This is a genomic window from Methylophaga sp. UBA4204 (genome assembly GCF_002379485.1).
Classification (GTDB): domain Bacteria; phylum Pseudomonadota; class Gammaproteobacteria; order Nitrosococcales; family Methylophagaceae; genus Methylophaga.
Map to the genome: position 1 here is coordinate 44,269 of NZ_DFTU01000094.1, position 438 is coordinate 44,706.

Below are 438 nucleotides of genomic sequence, written 5' to 3' on the forward strand. Positions count from 1 at the left end.
TTAGGTTATGGGCTGGACCTGAACAACGATAGTCAGGGTGAGCCAGTGTCCGATGAACAGCATTACAGTTATCAGCCGGAGCTTGGGTTGCAACCTTGTCTGGCAAATGACAGAAAAAGGATTATTTCAGGAGCCAGTTTGTCACAGCTACAGCAGGAAAAACTGAGTGATCCGGTTAGCCTCAATGAAACAAAACATTTAATGCGTTTGATAATAAACTATCATTTGGATGGCAAACCGCTGAAAAGCCGGCAGTTGTTTGCTGAAATGCAACGTTATGCCGGCCCTAAAACAGCGAATTAATTAAGGAACATCATGTCGATTTATCTTGGCGTTAATATTGATCATGTGGCCACGTTAAGACAAGCCCGCGGTACCCGTTACCCCGATCCGATTCAGGCAGCTATTGAAGCCGAACAAGCCGGTGCTGACAGTATT

At 45.4% G+C, this 438-nt stretch carries 2 protein-coding genes; both read left to right on the forward strand.

Going from position 1 to position 438, the window contains the following annotated elements; all coding sequences use genetic code 11:
• On the forward strand, nt 1-303 hold a 303-nt coding region (gene recO / locus B3182_RS14315; protein WP_349677941.1), incomplete at its 5' end, for a DNA repair protein RecO.
• A 12-nt stretch (nt 304-315) separates the two neighbouring features.
• On the forward strand, nt 316-438 hold a 123-nt coding region (locus B3182_RS14320), incomplete at its 3' end, for a pyridoxine 5'-phosphate synthase (protein ID WP_292753243.1).